Consider the following 19213-nt stretch of genomic DNA (forward strand, 5'->3'; position numbering starts at 1 on the left):
AGTTACGCAGCCATGGAGACATCGTCCAGCATGGCATAATATTGCTCTTCAGCCTCGGCGGGTGGGATATTGCCGATGGGTTCCAGCAAGCACCTGTTGTTGAACCGGTCCACCCATTCGAGCGTGGCATATTCCACGGCTTCAAAGGATCGCCATGGCGCTCGCCGGTGGATAACCTCGGCCTTGTAAAGGCCGTTTATGGTTTCGGCCAAAGCACAGTCATAGCTGTCACCGACACTCCCGACTGAGGGCTCGATGCCTGCTTCAGCGAGGCGCTCCGAGTATCTGATAGAGACATATTGGCACGACAATATGGTTGCTACGGCTATCGCCGGGTGACGGCGTTGCTGCGCGATGCGGGCTGGACGGTCAACCGCAAGCGGGTCGAGCGCCGGAAACGGCTTCGCCGCCATTGCCGCCCTCCGGTTCCGCTTCGCTCCACCTCCAGGCGGCAATGGCAACGGAGGCAACAATGCACTAATAATCGACACGGACCACTCACTGGGGGCCGATCACAGAAAACATCTATCTCCTATCTCCCATAGGCAAACAGCCAAGGGAACGTAACGGTCGGCTTTAATCGCCTGAGGCCTTTTTCGCGCGCAGGTCCAATATGTGTTTGAGGGGATTGGGCTTGCCGAATGCGACGCGCCTGAGGGTATTTTTGTCATGATGGTCGAACGGTGCAGGTCGGCCGTGCACCACCAGCGTGGTACGCACGTCATAGCTCCAGGCATCATCGCCATCGAAACATATGTCGATCTGATAACTGTCCGTACGAAAGCCATATTCGAGGAAAGCCGTCGAGCAGATGCCATCCTGGGTCTGCCCGCGCGTGGCCCGCAGCGAGAGCCTGTCATCCCCTGGCTGCGCATGGCCTGCGGCCAGCGCGACCTGCCCGCGGGGGATCGCGAGCGTCTGAAGAATTAATCCGGTCGCCGGTTCCCAGAGCCAGTATCCGATCTGGTCGTGGAAGGTGATATCCTCTTCCTTGGTCGTGATGTGCGTGTGATAGCGCAATCCATAGAAAAGTTGAGGCCCATTGGTCTGCGGATCGATGGCGTCGAACGAGGCGCGCTCGATGAAGACGCGCCGCTCGGGCGCATCGGCCTTAGGGTTGATATCCACGCCCTTATGCGCTTCCCATCGACCGGCAAGCCGAGCCAGCGGGCCCAGATTTGCCAGCGTGTCAGGATCGACATTGGTCGGCTCGGTGAAGATGTCATGCGGAAACGGGTTCATTTCTTTCCCCTAAGCAGTGCGGTCCTTTCGCACAGCATAGGGCCATCCAACGATTTACCCAACGCCATTCCCTGCCCACCAACAACCGATCCTTCCCAGGCGTTCAACGGTTGGCACGGAAATGGCTGCTAAGTCCCATGATCTCAATTCACGGAATTTACATAGATGGGATTACCGATCAGCAGCAGACGGCCGTCACTTCCACGCACATCCGCGCTGATCCAATGGCGCGCGCCGTCCGAAACCCAGTCGAACCTATTGTCGATAGAAGCTTTTCCGATCGGAAGACGATATTTCCGTCCGTCGATGAGCAGGTCGATATTCCCCGCCGTCACCCCCTCGACCGAGATGATGAGCCTGACCTTCGCGCCCTTGCCGGCGGATAATGTACCGCCCATGACGACCCTGGCACCCTCGCTTTCGGCCCGAAGGTCGAGAATGCGATCATGCGTCCCCTCGACATCCACGAACGCCCTGCCCGCCCGAACCCCGTCCAGGAAGCCCCGTGTCGACAGGTCTTGCATATAGACGACCGTCGTCGGCGTGCCGATGGCGCCCGGCTTGTCGGCGGGAATGTCCGCATTGTGGTTGTCGCTGCCGCCGATGGCGGTGACATGCTGTCCGTTATCGAGCAGCCGACGCCAAAGGCCCAGACCCTGCAAGGGGCTTTCCGCCGAGCCGGTCTCCGCCATGGTGCCGCCGTTCACCACCTCGACCGCCTGCACCGCGCCGGGAGGAAGGTCGGCGATGCGCCAGCCACAGCCCATGCAGATTTCGCCCGACGGCGCGCCGGCATGATTAAGCGACACGATGCCGCCCTGTTCCTTTACCGCGTCCATCCACTTCGCCGCCTCGGCATAGGTGGGCGCAATGGTGCGGAAATCCAGAAAGCCGGTAGAGCCAAAAACATTGCTATGGCCGAAAAAGGTCGTCACCTCCCGCCCCGGGAGCAGCAGCATCTTGTCGAACGAACCCTGCAATTCGCGCAGGGCGGCAAAATGCGCTGTCGTATTATGATCGGTGAGAGAGATGAAATCTAGACCCCGTGCCGCCGCTGCCTCGACGGTTCGATAGACCGGGCATGGCACCTTCTCTCCCTTTTGGGAGAGGCATTTGCCGTCGCTGTTGCCACTGTGCATGTGCAGGTCGCCGCGATACCATCCCGGCGCGGGGTTGAGCGGCGCTTCCTCGAAGGCGGTAAAGGTCGGCGCGCGGTCGATGAAGATGCGAGCCTCGAACGGCGCCTCCACGCCCTCGCGGATATTGGGGACGCCCAATATGATGTTCCAGCGTCCGGCCGGCAGCGGGCCGGGCAGATAGCCCGGCGTCGCCTCCTCCAGGCTGAGCGTCATATGATCGCGCGTGCCGCCGCTCCAGCCCCGGAAACGCTCCGGGTCGGCAAGGCCGAGGTCGATGACTGATTTCTGCTCCTTGCCACCATAGCGGAACCGGATGGTGACGCGCGCGACGCCTTCGGGCAAGTCGAAAGGAACCTGTCGATAATGTTCGTAATCGGCACGACCGATCGTGCCGGTGATCGTGCGATAGGGGACCGCTTCCTGACCCGCGGTGGAGGGGGCCGGCTCGGCTGGCCGCCCCCATGCGGGAAAGGACAGCGTCAGGACGAGGCCGACGAAGGCGGCGGATGCGATCCCCTTCCCCATGGTCAGAACTTGTACATGAGGGCGGCACGGAAATTCCGGCCGATCAGCGGACGCGCAATGAAGGTGTTGGCCCCCGCATCTGCATTCTGCACTTCACCGGCACGCGGATTACCTTCGGTCAGGCCCAGCGAGTTGGTGAGATTGTCGACATAGCCATAGAGCGACAGGCGGTCCGTCACCTGCGCGCGGGCGCTGAGGTTAATGGCCGAATAGCCGGGCAGGCGCACCGAGTTGGCGGTGTCGACATAGCGTGGGCCCTGATATTCATAGGCCGCCTGGATACGCAGGCGATCGTCCAGCAGGTTGACGCCCGGCACGACGCGCAGGCTGACCTTGGGGATGCGGATCAGGCGGTTGCCGTCATAATCGTTCACGCGCTGCTGCGAGTCGGTATAGACCAGCCCCTTATATTTCGGATCCTGCAGGGTGAGTGTTGCCGACACATCGAAGAAGCGCGCCGGCCGCACCGTGCCCTCCAGTTCCAGACCGAAGGTCTGCGTGTCCGCGAACAGCGCCTCGGTCCTGGAAGCGCCCGTGTTCAGGTCGAAGCGATAGTTGGTGAAGGAGACATTATTATATTTGGTCCAGAATCCGGTGGCGTACACGTCGAACAGCGGACTGTTATATTTGAAGCCCACTTCGCCCAGATCCATCGTCTGGGTGATCGGTTTGGCCGTTGGGCTGGTGATGAAGCTGCCAAGGCTGGGCATACGGTTGGCATAGGTGTAGCGGGCGAACATTCCAGCGCGCGCGTTGAACTGATAGTTCATGCCCGCCGTCACGGTCGCATGGTTAAACGTCTCGTCATAATTGGCGGAAAGGCCGCTGCCCGTGATGATCGACGAGGTCGAGGGCGTGCCCAGATTGACGGTCTTTTTCAGCGCCACCGAACCACGCGCATTCATGCTTTCCCACCGGACGCCGCCGTCCAGGCGGAATTTCGGCGTGATCTGCCATTCGTCGGCCAGATAGAGGGCGTGGGTGGTCTGCTCGCCATGGGCGTCCTCCCACTCATAGCCATATTTGTAGATGCCGTTGGTGTCGGAGAAGCTGCGCACAACATTGCCCGCCGCGTCGACCGCGACCAGGCTGAGCAACCGGGCATTGTCCTGCACGTCGAGCAGCGCGGTGGAGGAATAGCGGCTGAAATATTGATCGATTGTTGCGAAATAATAGCCGAAGGTGACGTCGTGGGTGGTCGATCCCATCTCGAAGCGATGAGCGATATGGGTGTCGCTCATGAATTCCTTCACCGGCATGGTGATGCCGCGCAGACCGCCATTGATGACGAGGCCGTTGCCGTTCTGATTGGCGGTATCGTAGATTTCGCCGCTGGTCGTATAGCGCAGTTGCAGCGCGGTTGCGCCCGGCGCCTGCGACAGGAGACCCGCATTGGCGGTCAGCAGGCTGGTCGCGCTTTGCAGACTGTTGGGATAGACGCCGTTGCGCCGCGTCGTCGTGTCATTGTAGCGCGAGGTGTTACTGATCTTCCAGCCGTCGACCGGCTCGATCTCGAAATTGGTGGTGATCTGCGTCCGCTTGACCTGCGTTCCAACCGTATTGTCGAAATCATAGATGCTGCCATCGCCCTGCACCATCTTGATATGCGCGGTTTCGGGGCCGGCGACCGTGCCGCTGTGGCCGTTGAAACCTGGCACTGCGCGGATTTCACCGTCGGAATAGGTGCGCATGGGGATGCCGGTGTAGAAGGCGACCCGGTCGTCCACGCGCTTCACATCGACGCTGAACTTCGCATTTTCCCACTCGCGCGAAATGGTGGCGCGGATCTGGCCGCCCTTGTTGGCTGTAAAGCCGGGATCGCGCACGCCGCCTTCGGACCGATAGAAGCCGCCGACCGCGACCTTCCAGTCGCCCACCGGCGCACCGATCCAGAAATCGGTGCGGTAGAGGCTGTCGGCGCCCAGCGTCATCTTGATAAGGCCTTCCGCCTGATCGCCGACCTTGCGCGGAATGAAGTTGATCGCGCCGGCCGGCGCGTTGGAATAGAAGAGCGAGGCCGGACCGCCGCGCACCACCTCGATCCGCTCGATCGTCTCGTCGATGCGGAAGGCCTGGTCGGCGTTCAGATAACCGAGCGCCGGATCATGCTGGACCGGGATGCCGTCCTCCAGAAGCTGGACCGAGCCGAAGCCGTCGACCGGCACGCCGCGGGCGCGCACATTGCCGCTCGCCTCCCCGCCTGACGCCTCGACCCAGAAGCCGGGAACCGACTTCAGCGCTTCGGTCACGCTGGTGGGCGCCTGGAGGCGCAGATTTTCCTCGGAAATGTTGGTGACCGAATAGCTGGTTTCCGCCTTGGTCCGCACCTTGGTGCCGGCGCGGCCGGTGACGATGATGTCGTTGAAATTGCCGCCCTGCGTATCGACGCCATTGTCGGCGGGCTTTTGTTCCTGGGCCAGCGCAGGCATGGCGCCCGCGCACAGGATCGCAACGAGCGATGCAGTAGTCAGCAAGGATTTCATGGTCGGTGTCCCCTTTATTCCGTTCCCGAAAGCTCTGGCGCAGGCGCAGCCGACCCCGTTGCCGGAAGCGCGGTTGCGCGACCGGCATGGGCGGATGGCCATGCGTTGAACTGTCGAGGCGCAGACGGTGAAAGCGGACGGCGCCGCTACTCGAAACGAAAATATTTTTCACAAGCGTCGAACCGCGCCTGTCCGCTTCACTGTCAACCGACTGTAACAACCGCGCCCTAGGGCACGGACCATCTGCCGATTCCGATGGAGCGTAACGAGACATGCCCATGCTTCGCGACATCGACATCTGGTTTGCGGACCATGTCTTTGTCTTCCATCAGGAACATCGCCGTTATGCCTTGAGTCTCGTGCGGCAACAGGACGAGGCGGAGGAACTGGTCCAGGAAGCTTATGCCCGGCTGTTCGCGCTGGAGGATTGGGCCGGAATAGCCAATCCCCATGCCTTCACCATGCGCATCATCCGCAATCTGGCCATCGAACGCTTCCGCCGCGCGGACGTGGTGCGGCTCGATCAGGGGGCGATGCTGACATCGCTGGAGATCGCCGATCAGGACCCTACGCCCGATGTGATCGCGATAGACCGATCGGAATTGCGCCATATCGTCCGCGTCATGCAGGAGATGCCGCCCCGTATGCGCGAGGCGCTGCATCTGCGGAGAATTGAGGGACTTCCTCCCGCGCTTGTAGCGGAGAGAATGAATATTTCCGTCTCCACCGTGGAAACGCATCTGGTCAGAGCCCTTCGCCTGTTGATAGAGCGGCGGAATCGACTGGATGGATCGGTGAAGGCGGAGCAGGCATCTCAATGCGAGAGCAGGGAAAGGTTGGAACAAGTCTGAGCAATCAGGCCATTGAATGGCTGGTGGCGCTCGACAATGGTTCCGCCGACGCCGATGCGTTCGAAAGGTGGCGCAATGCCGACCCGCGTCATGCCTCGGCCTTTGCGCAGGTGGCGGCGACATGGAAGCGGACGGCGGACCAGCGCCTGTCCGCCATGCTGGACACATCCGTATCGCAGGATGAGGAAATCAGCACCCCAGCCTCCCGCGCCATGGTTTCGCGTCGTGCGGTTGCAGGGGGACTTGCCGGCCTGCTGGGGCTTGCCGGGGCGGGCGCCTTCATCGCCTGGCCGCGTCGCGCCTATGCCGAAACGACCGTAGGGGAACGGCGTATCCTGAGCCTTCAGGACGGCAGCCAGGCCATGCTCAACACCGATACGCGCGTGGCATGGCGGTTCCATGGCGACGGGCGCGATTTCTGGGTCGAACGGGGGGAAGCGACCCTCTTGGTGAAGGAGGGCGGCCAGCCGTTCCGGCTCTATAGCGATCCCATCGACGGGCGGCTGAGCGCGGGTAAGTTCAGCCTGCGGATCGACCCGAGCGAAGCGCGTCTGCTGGTCCTGGCGGGGCGCGCGGCCGCCATCTACCGCAACACCCAAAGCCGAACGCTCGATGCCGGCAGCCTGCTCAGCGTCAGCCATGGCGATGTGCATGTCGACCAGCTTTCAGCGGAGGCCCTGTCGGACGCAATCGCGTGGGAACGCGGTGAGATCCTGTTCCGCGGCATGACGCTCAATCAGGCGATTGCCGAATATAATCGCTATCTCAAGGTCAAGCTGGTCGTGCAGGACCCGGCGCTTGGCGCGACACGATTGGGTGGCACTTTTCATACCACCGATCCCGAAGCCTTTCTCGTCGCGCTTGAGGACGGCTTCGGCATTGCCCATCGCCAGCAAGGCGAGACAATCTTGCTGTTCCCATCGCGCGGCACTTGAACGCTTCCAGAGCCTGACACAAAGCTGTCGCGTAGGAGCGCCACTGGAGCGGGATGCCTCCGACTCGCCGCCTTTGCTTCCTCCTGACGTTGCTGGCGGCTGCGCCAACGGGGGCGGCGGCATCAACCTCATTGCCCTCTCATTTTCACATTCCTGCCCAAAGTCTCGCCAGCGCACTCGACCAGTTTGCGCGCCAGACAGGTATGCAGATCCTCTACCCCTATGCCTTTGCCGCCGCGCGGCGCAGTCCGTCGCTGGAGGGTGCGATGACGCCTCGCCGCGCGTTGGAGCGGCTGCTCCGCGGCAGCGGCCTCGGGATCATCCGCTTCGCCGACGGCATCGTCACGCTGAAGGCGATACCGCAACCGACTCCGGTGCGGCGCGGCGCCCGGCCCACGCCGCCCGCTCCCCCGCCTTCCCCCGAGCCACGCCCCGCGCCCTCGCCTGACATCATCGTCACGGGACGCGCGCTCCAGACGCCGCTGAGCGCGCCGGAACTCAGTTATGCGATAACCCGGATCGACGCCGAGGCGCTGGCCCGTGCCGGACCGTCATCGACCGCCGACCTGTTCAAGCAGATCCCCGGATTCTGGGTGGAAAGCACGGGCGGTGAAGCCAGCAACAATATCCGGGCGCGCGGCATACCGACCGACGGCTATTCGTCCGTGGCGTTGCTGGAAGATGGCCTGCCGGTCCAATATGATGGGGGCCTTGGTTATCTGAACACCGATCAGATATTCCGCAGCGACGCGACCATTGATCATGTCGAGGCCGTGCGCGGTGGCCCCTCTGGCATCTTCGCAGCCAATGCGCCGGGCGGGAGCATCGACTTCCTGACCCGCGATCCTCTGCAAAAGCCCGGCTTCACCCTGTCGGCGACCGGCGGCAATTTCGGCTATCAGCGTGTCGATGGCTTTGCCGGGATGCGGCTGACGCCGGAACTGGGCGTTTCAATCGGCGGCTTCTATCGCCGCGACGACGGTTTGCGCGATCCGGGCTACACCGCCGATCGTGGCGGCCAGTTCCGCGCCGGCCTCCATTATGATGACGGGACGACGCGCCTGTCGTTCAATGTCAAACATCTGAACGACCGCGTCATCCTCTACCTCCCGGTTCCGCTGCAATTCGACGATCAGGGGAATGTGGGCGCCATTCCCGGCTTCGACCCCTTGTTCGACACGCTGGCCGGACCGGACAATCTCCATGTGACATTCAAGACGTCGTCGGGCCCGCAGACTTTCGACCTGTCGGAAGGAACCCATAGTCGTATGGATTTCTATACGCTGTCGGGCCGGCGCGCATTGGGTGCGAATGCAGCGCTGGGCGTGAAGGCGCGGCTGCGCACGGGAATCACATCGCGCAACGGCCTGTTCCCCGTCGGGCGTCCGCAATCGGGTATCGATTATGCCGCCGGCGTCTGGCCCCAGCTGGCGGCCGCCTTTCCCACGGCCGTCGGGACGGAAATACGCTATGCCGACAGCGGTGCCCCCCTTCTGCCTGACAGCAACGGCAACGGCCTGGTCGTGGGCGCCAATCTGCTTTCCGTCCGGCTGCCGATGCGCGAATTCATCGGCGACGTCCGCCTGACCGGGCAAATGCAGCAATGGGGTTCGCAGGATCTGGCGGTGGGGCTGACCTATGCCGACAGCGCGCTGGAGTATGATCGCATAATGGGCACCGTCCTGCTCGACCTGCACGGACAGGCACGACGACTGGATGTTGTGGCGGTGGATGCGCGCGGGCAACGGGTCGGGTCGCTGACCGACAATGGCTTTGTCAAATATGGCTCCCTGTACGATGGCGTAACGCTGAAAACCGCCAATCTGGCGCTCTATGCCGCGGACGAGTGGAAGCTGGGCGAACATTGGCGCATCGACCTTGGCGGGCGATGGGAACAGACGCATATCGGCGGTCGGGTGGAGGGCTCCTCAGCGGTCGATCTGGGCGATCCGGCCACCCTGGCCGACGATGCGGTGCTGACCGGCACGGGTCTGTTTTCTCCCGTCGACCGGCATTTCTCGGGCTTCAGCTGGACCGCGGGCGTTAATTTCCATCCCGATCGCGGCACCGGCCTGTTCCTGCGCTTCACCCGCATCGCCCGACTGCCGAGCGCGACGGAATTCTACGCCGAGCCCGACCGGACGGACGAGGCGATCGTCCCCATCACCATGACGGAAGCCGGCCTGATCCTGCAGCGTCGCCACTGGAACTTGTCCGCCGTCGCATTCAGCACGCATTTTTCGCGGCTTCCCTTCACCGACCATCGGTTCGACCCGGCCACCAGCACCTATGTTGACCAGACATCCATCGCCGATACCGAAGCCATGGGCCTCGAAATGTCGGCTTATGCGAAGCTGTCCGGCCCGTTCAGCATCGATGTGCAGGCGACGCTACAGGATTCGCGCTATCGCAATTTCCGCTACAATGAGGTGTCCGACGGGGTGCCCGTGACCCATGACGTTACCGGCAATCGGTTGATCCGCGTACCGCGCATCGCTCTGCGCGCCAGCCCCAGTGTCGATCTGTGGTCCGGGCGCCTGCGGATCAGCGCCGACCTCATCCATTATTCCGCGCGTTATGCCGACATCGCCAATTCGCAGCGTCTGCCTCCTTTTTCCATGATCAACGCCCGGATCACCGCCAGAATTAACGATCATGTTACGCTGACCGCCAACGGCACGAACCTTACGAACAATCTGGGCCTGACTGAAGGCAATCCGCGCATGGGGTCTTTTGATGCGGGGGGGATGACCTCTCGCTATTTCCTGGCGCGCCCGGAATTTGGGCGCACGATTCGCGCCACACTTCATTTTTCCTATTGAGATGCGGGAGCCCCGACGGGAATCAGGGTCGGCTCGGTGCAATTGCAACCAGTGCGTCGACGATCGCCGGGGTTTCCGCCTCCTCCATCGGCGCCTTGAACGTGTCGCGCATCTTCTCGACAATGGCGGTCCATTGCTCACGCGTCAGGGGCGGCTGGTATCGGACCATCGTCGCCGAATGGCAGGACAGGCATTTGCCGTTAAGCAGACTGGCGGCCGGGCTGTCGCCAAAGCTATCGCTGTCGTCAGGCAGGGTGATGCTGTCGGAATGCAGCGCCGCAATCGGTACGACGGCGGCCTGTCGGGAACCTTTCGCGCCTCCACGATCGGTGTCGCTGCACGCGCTGATAAGGGTCAGGCTAAATAGGATGAAGGGTGTGAACAGGCGCATGGCTCAGACAATCGTTACGGGGCAGGCTTCGATGCAGTTACGCATATAGCCGCCGGGGTTCCAATTGGGCGCGACCGGCTGTGCCTCGCCTGCATCATTGGTGCACCGCGCCATCAAGATGAGTTCGCCCTTGCCGTGCAAAGGCAGGCTGGTGGCGAACCGCCGGAAGCTGTAGCGTCCCTCGTTCGGTCCCAGTTGCGCGTCGCGCCAGCTGCGTCCTCCGTCGGCCGACAGTTCGACCCTGCGCACGGCCCGATCGCCGCCCATTGCGATGCCGCCGACGCCGAGGCGCGGGCGGTAGGCGATGCGTGCGCCCGGCGCGACGCTGGTGATCCAGGATCGCGGATTCATCCGGCTGATCGGCTCCTTGGGAAAATCCTTGGCTCCTGGCGGCACATCGGCATGAGGCGTGGCGGGAATCTGATAGGCCTTGGCCATCCAGAAATTCTCGTCCGCTCCATCGCTCAGCTCGATATGGTTGAGCGACTTGATCCAATAGGTCGAATACCAGCCCGGTACGATCAGCCGCAGGGGAAAGCCGTTGAGCAGGGGCAGTTGCTCCCCGTTCATGGCGAAGGCGACCATCACCTCCCCATCCATGGCATGATCGACCGACAGTGATTTTTCGAATGCATCCACCTGCGTAAGCGGCTTGTCCAGCCCACCGAAGCGCACGATCCGATGCGCCGCGTCGACGCCGGCGGCATTCAGCAGCGTGCGCAGCGCCACGCCTTCCCAGCGGGCGTTACCCATGGCGCCATGCATCCACTGTGCGCCCGGCACACGCGGTTCGAACAGGGCGCGGCTGTTGCCCGAACATTGGTTGACCGCGGCATAGGATATGCGCGGCAGCTTCAGCAGGTCTGGCAGGGAAAAGGCAAGCGGCCGCCGCCCGCCCGTGATCGCCAGCCGGAACCGGGCGACATCGACATCCAGCGGAATGTCGGCCCAGTGCCAGCGGACGAAGAAGCGGTCATTGGGCGTGAAGACGCTCTTGTCGAACACCTCCATCGGCGTTTCGAGCAGCGGCGGGCGGTTACGCAGCACCAGCATGGCCCACTTTTCGGGATAATCGCTGGACAGCGGCAGCGTCTCGGTTCGCCCGCCGGGCAGGAGCCGGTTTGCCGCCAATGCGGCACCGCCGGCCACCGCCATCATGCCACCGGCCAGTAGCCGGCGCCGCGCCATCATGCGCGCCAGGATCGGATCGAAACGCTCCATACCTCCTCCCTTTCGCCAAGCGCCGCCTTTTACAGCGTCAGCGGGGCGTGGTTGATATGCGGCAGAACATGGCGAGCGAACAGGTCCGCCTCGGCCGCATGGGGATAGCCCGAAAGGATGAAGGCGTCGATGCCGGCGTCCTGATAGGCGCGCAGCTTCGCCAGCACCTGGTCGGGATTGCCAACGATCGCCGCGCCGCAACCCGAGCGTGCCCGGCCGATGCCGGTCCACAGATTATCTTCGACAAAACCGTCGCCGCTCGCCGCCGCACGCAGTTCAGCCTGGCGAGTGACGCCGACACTGGCTGTATCGAGCGACTTCTGGCGGATGGCCTCGCCCGTGTCCGCATCCAGCTTGGACAGCAGGCGATCGGCATAGGCGCGCGCTTCTTCCTCTGTCTCGCGCACAATGACATGGGCGCGATAGCCGAATTTGAGTGTGCGGCCATGTTTGGCGGCGCGCGCGCGCATGTCGGCGATGATGTCCTTCACCTTGTCCATCGTGTCGGGCCACATCAAATAGACGTCGCAACCCTGGGCGGCGGCTTCGCGTGCATCTTCGCTGAGCCCCCCGAAATAGAGCGGCGGGCATTTGCCCGAAACCGTGCTGATCCGCGCGGGCGCCAGGTCCAGATCGTAGAATTCACCCTTATAGGTCAGATGCTCGCCCGATAGCATGATCTTCAATATCTGCATGATTTCGAGTGTGCGTTGGTAGCGCGGCTTGCTCTCCATCTTGTGGCCCGGCAGGTCCGACGAGATGATGTTGACGGTCAGCCGGCCGCCCAGGATGCGGTCAAGCGTCGCGATGCGGCGCGCCAGTTGCGGCGGCCAGTCCTCACCCATGCGCACGGCCCACAGCAAGCGCATCTTCTGGACCAACGGCGCAATGGCCCCGGCGAAGATGGTCGTGTCGATACCCAGGCTATAGCCCGAAGGCAGCAGGATATTGTCGAAACCACCCTTTTCCGCCTGAAGGACGATGTTGCGGCAATGCTCCCAGCTGGATGCCAGCATCGGGTCAGGCTGCCCCAGAAATTCATAGTCATCATCGCATAGTGCCGAAAACCAGCTGACTTCGCACGATTTGGTGATCGTCATTTCATTCATGGCAGGGGCTCTCCTTTTGACGCGACCAGCACCCCGTACCAATGCTCCCGGGTCCAGCGGACCTTGAGCGCATCGGCGGCTTCGACGATACGGGCGGCCTTTTGTGTTCCAACGATGGGAATGGGGCGCGCGGGATGCGCCATGATCCAACTATAGGCGGCCGCGGCGCGCGACACCCCATGGTCAATAGCCACAGCGTCCAGCGCGGCGGCGACGGCTTCCTCACGGGGGTTACCGGGCGCAGCGATGCGCCCGCCCCCCAGCGGCGACCAGGCCATGACCGCCATGTCCATCGCGATCGCCTGATCCAGTTCGCCATTGTCGATCGGCCCGAGCTGGAGCGGAGAAAGCTCCGGCTGGGTCGATATGATCGGCATCGGCAGGAACTGCTGCAGCGTCGCAATCTGGCTCGAAGTGAAGTTGGATACACCGAAGGCGCGGATCTTGCCGGCTTGGTGCGCAGCACCGATCACGCGAGCGATCTCCGACGGATGGGTCAATATATCCGGGCGGTGGATCTGCCACAAATCCACATGGTCGACGCCCAAACGGGTCAGCGACGCGTCGATCGCATTCTCCAGATAGGCGGCGCTGGAATCATAGGGGACGCCCATGGAAATGCCGCCCTTGGTCGCCAGCACCAGCCGGTTGCGCAGGCCCGGATCGCGTGCCAGCGCCCGGCCAAGCAGCGCTTCGGATGCGCCGAACGGTTCATCATTGTCCGGTCCGTAGATATCCGCCGTGTCGATGAAGTCGATTCCCGCATCGATCGCGGCGTGGATCAGGCCGACCACACCGTCGACATCCTCACCGCACAGGCGCCAATTGCCCCAGGCGAGCGAAGATACGGTGATATCGCTTTGCCCGAGCGGGCGTCGCGCATCAGGGGCAGGTAAAAAAGTCATTCGTGATCCTGTCGGTCTTGCAAAGGAGGAAGGATGGAGGCGACGGAGGCTCGTTCGACCAGCTGATGCGGCAGACGCTGGTGCTGCCGCTGCGCGCCTTCCAGCAGCAGGCGGGTGGCGGCAAGCGCCAGTTCGCGCGTCGGCTGATGAATGGTGGTCAGCTGCGGCCACACCATGCGCGCCAATGTGGTGTCGTCGAAACCTACGACAGACAGGCTTTCGGGCACGGCTATGCCCATATCATGCGCGACCGACAGAACGCCGGCGGCCATGTCGTCATTGCTGGCGAAAATGGCGGTGGGCCGCCTGGATGCGCCCAGAAAACGGTGCGCTGCCGTGACGCCGCTTTCGAAATCAAACTCGCCCGGCGCGACCAGCGCAGGCTCGAAAGGCAGGCCGGCGCGATCCAGCGCACGACGGTAGCCGAACAGGCGCTCCTCCGATGCCATATGATTGGCATGGCCCTTGATGAAGCCGATCGACCTGTGCCCCTTGTTGATGAGGTAGGTGGTCATGTCGTCGGCAGCCTGCGCGTCGTCCATGAAGACCGATGCGGTCATGGCATGGTTCGTGCCGGGGGAAATCCGCACGAAGGGAATGTCCATGCGTTCCAGCGCCTGAAGCACCGGAACGCAGTCGGTGACGGGAGAGGAAAGGATTACCCCGTCGACATGGGTCTCCGTCACCAAACCCCGCACCTGCTCTCCGACGCCAGGGTCCGTGACATCGACCGGCTGGGCCAGCAGGCGCGTACCCGAAGGCTGGCATCCTTCCGAACAGCCCATCTGAATCTGGTTCATATAATAGGGGCTGTGATTATCGTAGATGAGCGCGATCTGACCGGACTTGGTGCCCGCCAGGATACGCGCGGCTATGCTGGGACGGAAATCCAGTTCCTGCATCGCCCTTTCGACCCGCTCACGCATTTCGTCGCTGACGTAGGGATGGCCGTTAAGCACCCGGCTGACGGTCTTCACCGACACGCCCGCACGCGCCGACACATCGCGGATATTGGATCTCTCACTCATTTCTTCGCTACCTCCAGCAAGGAGGCGAACAATGAAGCGAAGGGGCTGGAGGGTCGATAGAAAACCGGCGGCTGGCCATAGGGGGCTACTATGTCATGGCGGCCAGGTGCATAGTCCCGCTCGGTCCATAAGTGCCGCCAGGGCGCGTCGCCCGGGAGGATAACCGACCGCATGGCCGCGTCCGCTTCGACCACTGGTGCGACCAGCATGTCCGCGCCATAGAGATACTGGTCCTGAACGCCAAACAATGCCTCCTCATAATGATGGAGGAAGAGAGGGCGCTGGGCCGGCAGGCCGGTGGCGACCGCCTCGTCACTGAGGTGCCGGACATAGGGCGCGAGCGCAGCGTGCACCCGCGACATGGCGGCAAAGTGAGCGAGCAGTTCGGGCGTGCTGTCGATCTGGATATTGTCATCGGGGCGATTGCCCTCGTGGCTGCGCATCACCGGCGAGAAAGCGCCCAGCTCGCACCAGCGCAGCATCAGGTCGATGGTCCGAACATTGCCGTGCAGGCTGGTATAGCCCCCGACATCGCTGTGCGAATAGGCGTTGCCCACCAGCCCCGCCGACAGGGCGGCGGTGACCGCCGTGTTGATGCCGTCATGGCGGGTGAAGTCGACCGACTGGTCGCCCGCCCAGAGCAGCGGACAATGCGCCTGCACGCCAGAAAAGCCGGCCCGCATGAAGAAGACCGCCTCACCGGTCTTGCCCCGCGACGCCACCGCCTTCGCGTTCGCCTCCGCCCACAGCACTGGCCAGCGATTATGCGCGAACATCGGATCGCTGCCATCATGGAGGCGCAGGTGGACGGGCAGATATTCGCCGAAATCAGCCATCCAACCGGACAGGCCGAAATCGAGCATTTCCCGTCCGATGATCCGCTCGGCGAACCAGTCGAGGCTGTCGGGATTGGTGAAGTCGACGACGCCGCAATCGAACTCGCCGAAATCGACAAGATAGGGTTCGTCGCTATCCTGCCGCAGCGCCAGATGCCCGCCCGCTCGCGCTTCCTCAAATTGCGCGCCGTCCGCCGCCAGATAGGGGTTCACATAGCCAAGGAAGCGAATGCCGCGTTCCGCCAGCGAAGTGATGCGGCCGGGCAGGTCGGAATAGCGGGCGGGTTGCCAGGCCCAGTTCCAGAACAGACGGCGCCCAAAGCTGGTCTGCCGGATGCCGATCCAGTCCTCACACCACAGGCCCGCTATCGCCGCCCCAGCATCGATGATCCGATCGAGACGGGCAAAACTGTTGTCGCCATCCTTCAGGCCGACAATGGCACCGCCTATCGCCCAGTCCGGCAGCGCCGGCTGGCGTCCGAAATAATGGCTGAGCCGGCCCACGAGTCCAGCGATGTCAGATGCAGCCAGAAAATCGAGCTGGGCATTCCCCTCCCAGATTTCGATCCGATGCCGTTCGCAGTCAGTGAAGTCCAGCACCGAATAGCCCGTGCTGGTCAAATGGCAGGCATAGAGGCGCGATGACAGAAAGGTCGGCTGGGGATAGTTGGTCCACCAATAATCTCCGCCGGCCATGCCCTGCTCGTCCATCAAGCGCGTGAGTTCGGTCGATTTATCGCGTCCGACGCCCGGTTCGCTGGTCCAGATCGGAAAGCGGCGGCCCGACAGGTCGAGATAGCTCATCTGTTCGCCGCCGCCCCAGACATGCTCGCCCGGCAGCGCGATCAGGTCGATCCAGATGCGGTCGAATCCGGGCCGCAGCACTTCGACATGCAGCGACTCGCCCTGACACCATAGTCGCGCGCCCGGTGGGCCGCCCCCGTCTGCGCGCAGGATGACGCCATCGCCGGACAATTCGAATTCGACGTGCGGCAAAGGAGAAAAGCCGGTGGGCGTGTCACTTATTCTGAAATTGCCGCGCACCATTTCGACGTCGGGGCTGCCCCGCGCAATAGTCAGTGCGGGCCGCCCGGATGTATGACGCAATATCTCCAACCCGTTCAGCCAGCAGGAAAACCCGTCATCATGCCTGGAGAAAATCAGCGCCACACCCAGCCCCGTCTGTGCTTTTTATGAAACAGGGTCCGCTGCACCAGCCCCGTTTGATATGACACCGCTTGACATAAAATCCGACGTCGATCAAGAGCTAACCTAAACCTACGGGAAAACCCGAGGTACAGCTTCGACATTGGAACTGCATGTCGCTTTGAGGATGGAGGGGATTATGACCTTGATTACACGCACATCTGCTCATGCCGGCCGAGTTGCGCTGGGCCTTTCATCATCGATTCTGGCGATGGCGACGACCTTGCCCGCCCATGCGCAGGTGCAAGAGATTATCGTTACTGCTCAAAAGGTTGAACAAAATGTGCAGGATGTGCCCATCGCCATCAGCGCCGTGACCGGCGAAGCCATGGCCCGTGCCGGCGCCAAGAGTCTGGAAGATATCGGCGCTGTTGTCCCTTCCGTTACCTTCCGCAAGGGCACGACCAACGCCAACAGCGCCATTGTGATGCGCGGCGTCGGCACCATCAGCTTTTCGATCGCGGCAGAACCAAGTGTGTCCACCGTTGTCGACGGCATCGTTCTCAGCCGGTCGGGGCAATCCTTCCTCGATCTGGTGGATTTCGATCGGCTCGAAGTACTCCGCGGCCCGCAGGGCACGTTGTTCGGCAAGAATGCGTCGGCGGGCCTCGTCAATATCGTGTCCAAGGGCGGCACCGACGATCTGGAGGCCGAAGCTACTGTTTCGGGCACAACCGATGAAGAATATCGCGCCCGCCTGACCGTGGCTGGCCCAATTGCGCAGGATCTCACCGGCCGCATCACCGGCTTCTATGGCAATTTCGACGGCAATATCACCAATATCGCGGGCGGCCAGGATCGCACCGTTAACGGATATGAGCATTATGGCGCACGCGGCCTGCTGGACTATGACGGCGAAGGCGGGCGGCTGCGCCTGATCGCCGACTATTTCAAGGCGAACGATGATTGCTGCGCCGAAGTAACCGGCGTGTCGCGCGGAACCGTCCTTGACAAGGAACTGGGCATCACCCCGCAAGGCGAAGACACGCGCAAGGTGAACCAGAATCTGGTTACCCGCTCGCTCGACCGCCAGTGGAGCGTCACGCTCAATGCCGACATCGACACCTTTGCCGATCACACCTTCAGCATCGTGACCGGCTATCGCAACTGGCAGAATACCGAAATTCGCGACGGCGACTTCCTGCCCCGTCCCATCGTCGGCACGGGCGAACTGCACGATCGTGGCGTCGTCAAGACCGAACAGGTGTCGGCAGAGGTCCGCCTTGCCTCACCGCAGAACCAGGCGCTCACCTACCAGGTCGGCGGCTTCCTCTGGTATTCGAAGAACACGCAGGATTTCACTCGCGCCGATATCACCTGCGACAGATCCACCCTGCCGGTGGACCCGGTGACGGGCGGCCAACCGTGCGACCTGAACGATACGGTTAATACCTTGTTCCCGACCGCCTCGTCCAACAGCGACGTGTCCTTCCGCAACTGGGCGCTCTTCGGTCAAGCCACCTATGAAGTGACCCCCAGCCTGCGCTTGACGCTCGGCGGCCGCTATACGCACGATAATGTGTCCTACACCCATTATCGTGCGCCCGGCTTCAATGCGACAACTGGCCTTCCCGCCACTGGCCCGGGCGTTTCCGGCGTCGGCGCAGGCGGTAGTCTGGCCAGCGGCGGCAACGGCACTAATTTGTCGAGCGGCGCGACCAGCGCGAACAATTTTTCAGGCAAGGCGGTGGTGCAATATGATGTCGCGTCCGACGTCATGGCCTATGCGAGCTATACGCGCGGCTACAAGGGACCGGCCTTCAACGTCTTCTTCAATCACACCGCCCCAACCAATTCGACGCCGATCGACCCGGAGACGTCCAACAGCTATGAAGTCGGCTTCAAAAGCCAGTTCTGGGACCGCAAGATCCAGCTGAACGCGGCTGCCTTCCTGGTCGACTATGACGGATTCCAGGCAAACAACTTTGTCCTGCTGAACGGAGCGGTCGTCACCAACCTCACCAATGCGGGCACCGTGCGGTCCAAGGGGTTCGAGGTTGACGCGACGTTCGCGCCGGTCGCCGGCCTCACCTTCCGCGCCAACGCGGCCTATGCCGATGCGCGGGTGCGCAAGTTCAACCCGAACCCGCTGACCAATGCGCCGGACGCGCGGGACGGCACGCGCCTGCCGCTTGCACCCAAGTTCAATTATACGCTGGGCGTGGATTATGACGCGGATCTCGGCCCGGTGAAAACCTACCTGTCGACCGATTGGCGCCATGTCGGGAAGCAGTTTTCCGACCTTGGTGAAAGCGGCCCGATCGACGCTTATGGCCTGTGGAACGCCAGCATCGGCTTTTCCGACCCGGATGATCGCTATCGCCTGACCTTCATGGTCCGCAACATTCTGGACGACAGCTATGTGCTGCTGAACACCAGTGCAGGCCAGCGCCTGATGATCCCGCGCGACGCGGATCGCTATGCCGGCCTGACGCTGCGCGTGCGCATGAAATAAGGGGAGAGCGGCCAGCGTCTGCACGCGCCATTCCGCTCACCCTTTGCCCCCGGATGCTTCGCGTC

General features: G+C 62.6%; 13 protein-coding genes and 2 pseudogenes. 5 read left to right on the top strand and 10 right to left on the bottom strand.

Annotated elements, in window-relative coordinates:
• Positions 1-2: 2 nt before the first annotated feature.
• Positions 3-302: pseudogene (locus AC58EF_RS08700) on the bottom strand (integrase core domain-containing protein); the annotation flags it as partial.
• Here AC58EF_RS08700 and AC58EF_RS08705 point away from each other — a divergent pair.
• Positions 294-392: pseudogene (locus AC58EF_RS08705) on the top strand (IS3 family transposase); the annotation flags it as partial. The pseudogenes AC58EF_RS08700 and AC58EF_RS08705 overlap by 9 nt on opposite strands.
• Before the next feature lie 184 nt (positions 393-576).
• Here AC58EF_RS08705 and AC58EF_RS08710 read toward each other — a convergent pair.
• From AC58EF_RS08710 to AC58EF_RS08720, 3 genes are all read right to left on the bottom strand, one after another.
• The gene (locus AC58EF_RS08710; RefSeq protein ID WP_497275649.1) at positions 577-1242 is read right to left on the bottom strand and encodes an FABP family protein; all 666 of its coding nucleotides are present in this window, start codon (positions 1240-1242) and stop codon (positions 577-579) included.
• 143 nt (positions 1243-1385) lie between these two features.
• Positions 1386-2906: a CehA/McbA family metallohydrolase gene (locus tag AC58EF_RS08715; RefSeq protein ID WP_497275651.1), complete on the bottom strand. Its 1521-nt coding sequence runs from the start codon at positions 2904-2906 to the stop codon at positions 1386-1388.
• 2 nt (positions 2907-2908) lie between these two features.
• Positions 2909-5389, bottom strand: coding sequence for a TonB-dependent receptor (locus AC58EF_RS08720; RefSeq protein ID WP_497275653.1), 2481 nt, complete (start codon positions 5387-5389; stop codon positions 2909-2911).
• 272 nt (positions 5390-5661) lie between these two features.
• On the opposite strand from AC58EF_RS08720, the gene AC58EF_RS08725 reads away from it, so the two are divergent.
• From AC58EF_RS08725 to AC58EF_RS08735, 3 genes are all read left to right on the top strand, one after another.
• On the top strand, positions 5662-6240 hold the full coding sequence (locus AC58EF_RS08725; protein ID WP_497275654.1) for an RNA polymerase sigma factor: 579 nt from the start codon (positions 5662-5664) through the stop codon (positions 6238-6240).
• Positions 6207-7175, top strand: a complete 969-nt coding sequence (locus AC58EF_RS08730) for a FecR family protein (RefSeq protein ID WP_497275656.1) — start codon at positions 6207-6209, stop codon at positions 7173-7175. Before AC58EF_RS08725 ends, AC58EF_RS08730 begins: the two co-directional genes overlap by 34 nt.
• Positions 7176-7378: 203 nt before the next feature.
• Positions 7379-9997: a TonB-dependent receptor gene (locus AC58EF_RS08735; RefSeq protein ID WP_497275657.1), complete on the top strand. Its 2619-nt coding sequence runs from the start codon at positions 7379-7381 to the stop codon at positions 9995-9997.
• A 22-nt stretch (positions 9998-10019) separates the two neighbouring features.
• Here AC58EF_RS08735 and AC58EF_RS08740 read toward each other — a convergent pair whose 3' ends face one another.
• The 6 genes from AC58EF_RS08740 to AC58EF_RS08765 are packed head-to-tail and all read right to left on the bottom strand — an operon-like array spanning position 10020 to position 16657.
• The gene (locus AC58EF_RS08740) at positions 10020-10388 is read right to left on the bottom strand and encodes a cytochrome c (protein WP_497275659.1); all 369 of its coding nucleotides are present in this window, start codon (positions 10386-10388) and stop codon (positions 10020-10022) included.
• A 3-nt stretch (positions 10389-10391) separates the two neighbouring features.
• Positions 10392-11609, bottom strand: a complete 1218-nt coding sequence (locus tag AC58EF_RS08745) for a molybdopterin-dependent oxidoreductase (RefSeq protein ID WP_497275661.1) — start codon at positions 11607-11609, stop codon at positions 10392-10394.
• Between the two features lie 29 nt (positions 11610-11638).
• The gene (locus AC58EF_RS08750; RefSeq protein ID WP_497275847.1) at positions 11639-12709 is read right to left on the bottom strand and encodes an LLM class flavin-dependent oxidoreductase; all 1071 of its coding nucleotides are present in this window, start codon (positions 12707-12709) and stop codon (positions 11639-11641) included.
• 5 nt (positions 12710-12714) lie between these two features.
• Positions 12715-13623, bottom strand: coding sequence for an aldo/keto reductase (locus tag AC58EF_RS08755; RefSeq protein ID WP_497275662.1), 909 nt, complete (start codon positions 13621-13623; stop codon positions 12715-12717).
• Positions 13620-14651 carry a LacI family DNA-binding transcriptional regulator gene (locus AC58EF_RS08760; RefSeq protein ID WP_497275664.1) on the bottom strand — a complete coding sequence of 344 codons (1032 nt, stop codon included), beginning with the start codon at positions 14649-14651 and terminating at the stop codon, positions 13620-13622. The genes AC58EF_RS08755 and AC58EF_RS08760 overlap by 4 nt, the downstream gene beginning before the upstream one ends.
• Positions 14648-16657 carry an alpha-glucosidase gene (locus tag AC58EF_RS08765; protein ID WP_497275666.1) on the bottom strand — a complete coding sequence of 670 codons (2010 nt, stop codon included), beginning with the start codon at positions 16655-16657 and terminating at the stop codon, positions 14648-14650. Before AC58EF_RS08765 ends, AC58EF_RS08760 begins: the two co-directional genes overlap by 4 nt.
• Positions 16658-16832: 175 nt before the next feature.
• On the opposite strand from AC58EF_RS08765, the gene AC58EF_RS08770 reads away from it, so the two are divergent.
• On the top strand, positions 16833-19148 hold the full coding sequence (locus tag AC58EF_RS08770) for a TonB-dependent receptor (RefSeq protein ID WP_497275668.1): 2316 nt from the start codon (positions 16833-16835) through the stop codon (positions 19146-19148).
• Positions 19149-19213 lie beyond the last annotated feature (65 nt).

This window comes from Sphingobium sp. WR1 (assembly GCF_059693745.1).